Source organism: Aetokthonos hydrillicola CCALA 1050 (genome assembly GCF_017591665.1).
Lineage (GTDB): Bacteria > Cyanobacteriota > Cyanobacteriia > Cyanobacteriales > Nostocaceae > Aetokthonos > Aetokthonos hydrillicola.
In genome coordinates, this window is sequence record NZ_JAAKGC010000322.1 from 1 (window position 1) to 1952 (window position 1952).

At 42.4% G+C, this 1952-nt stretch carries 3 protein-coding genes; 1 reads left to right on the forward strand and 2 read right to left on the reverse strand.

All coding sequences use genetic code 11. The features are described from left to right. Nucleotides 1–202: 202 nt before the first annotated feature. Nucleotides 203–505, reverse strand: coding sequence for a hypothetical protein (locus G4P69_RS37440; protein WP_208338477.1), 303 nt, complete (start codon nt 503–505; stop codon nt 203–205). A gap of 134 nt (nt 506–639) precedes the next feature. On the opposite strand from G4P69_RS37440, the gene G4P69_RS37445 reads away from it, so the two are divergent. Continuing rightward, complete coding sequence (locus G4P69_RS37445) at nt 640–1278, forward strand: TetR/AcrR family transcriptional regulator (RefSeq protein ID WP_208338480.1); 639 nt, start codon at nt 640–642, stop codon at nt 1276–1278. A 200-nt stretch (nt 1279–1478) separates the two neighbouring features. Here the strand turns inward: G4P69_RS37445 and G4P69_RS37450 are convergent, their stop codons facing one another. Next, nucleotides 1479–1805, reverse strand: coding sequence for a DUF2721 domain-containing protein (locus tag G4P69_RS37450; protein WP_208338483.1), 327 nt, complete (start codon nt 1803–1805; stop codon nt 1479–1481). Nucleotides 1806–1952: the final 147 nt, after the last annotated feature.

The following is a 1952-nucleotide window of genomic DNA, read 5'->3' on the forward strand; positions in this document are numbered from 1 at the left end:
TTTAACGCTTGCGAGTAATGCAATCCATTCAGCAGGAGTTCCCCATAACCGGGGGTGACAAAAAACTCGGGCTTATTCATTGTGTTCCTCTACTCAGTACGATTTTTGAGCTTTGCTCATATTTTTATAATATGATGATTGCTCATGTTTTGTCAAGCAAAATCTGATATTTGCTCATGTTTTTGTCCTAGAAAGCTAAAATCTAGGCTAGGCAAGTATTTGACAGCCTGTCTTCGAGTACTGGGATTGGTCCATTGCCTAATATACCCCGGAGTTGTTGCAAGTCCTTTGCTTTGATGAATGAGAGGCGATTTTTGAGAACTTGCGTGATGTATTCAGGGTTAGTCAGGAGACAAAATAGTTCATCGCCTAGCCGCAAAGGGACGATACCTTGACCTTGATAGTCTTGGGTACAACGCTGGGTAAATCCTAGGAGATCGAGGCTGATCTCACGTAGGGCAGAAACCGCATCGGGATGGGGAAGGGTCATTACATTTTGGGGCATTGTTGATTCCTCTAGAATGATTTGGGTTATAATGTGAGTATTACTCATAATCAAACAATATGAGCATATGTTATGTTTTGTCAAACAATATGTGAGTAATACTCATTTATTAATTCTAAAAGAGGAGTAAATCTATGTCTGACAAGCAATCCAGTGTCAGTACGATCCGACGTAAGCCCCATCAAGCCCGTAGTCAGGAACGAGTCAACCGCATTCTAGATGTGGCAGAAGCGTTGTTTGTAGCTCAGGGCTATGCTGCCACCACCACCAACGAGATTGCCAAACAAGCCCAAGTGCCTATTGGCTCTCTTTACCAGTTTTTTTCAGACAAGAAAGCGATCGTGCAAGCGTTAGTCGTGCGCTATAACCAGCTTTATCACGAACGCTTAGCACTTCTGGATAATAGAGAGCTAGCTCAATTGCCGTTATCGACTTATGTGGAACAGTTGATCGATACCACTACTCAATTCTTCAATGACTATCCTGGTTACTATGCCATTTTTATGGAAGTCCAAGGAGCTGTGTCCGAAGCACAGGAAGCTGAAGATACTGCTGATGCGAAACTGATCACCGATCTGGCAACGGCACTAGCACAAAGAGACGCTGGTAAAGATACCGTAGATTATGAAATTGTTGCATTTGTACTGGTAAAGGCGATCAGTCCACTCGTATGGCTATCCCTTGGACAAGAGCCAGTATTTCAGCAGCAATTGACCGTAGAAGCAAAACGACTGGCTCTCAGCTATCTTCAGAGCTATCTGCCATCAAGTTAAGTACGAGCTAACAACAAGCCTGTTGTAGTCCATTCGTGAGAGGTTAAGGTCGGATACAATTTGTCAATAAGCAATATTACTCAATAACTTAGCAGAAAGCGGGGTTAGAAAGACATGGCGATAAAAACAGCAATCAAAAGGGTGAACGTTCCAAGGAGGAATAGCAAAATCGCTAGATATGAGAAGATTGTGGGCTGAAATTACATCGATAATCCGATCGCAAGCATCGTGAAGAGAAAAAATATAATTGCCCCATATAGACAAATAATTGCTTTTTGCAGAGAGTAATAGCGATCCGAGAGCTGAATTAATTCTTGATTAATCAGGTACAATGCGTCAATATAGGCTCGATCGGATGAATCGTACTTGTCGAGGACATCAATTCGTTCTCTCACTAAACTATGCGGGCGATCGCTAATCCGTAAAAACCTCCCTAAAGTAACGTTTTGACACATAAAGCAGCTAGAAATCATGGCCGATGGGGCAATCACTAATTGAATGGTTTGAACAACATTGGCTGCATTCATGAATCGTCGTCAAAGAATAATGGGTGGTCATCTTGACATAACAATGACATGCTCCCCACACGGAATACTTGTGCAGGAAGCATCAGAACCAAGTCAGAACAAAAACCTTCTAGCCGCCAATTATGATATGGCTTTCAATGTTACTTG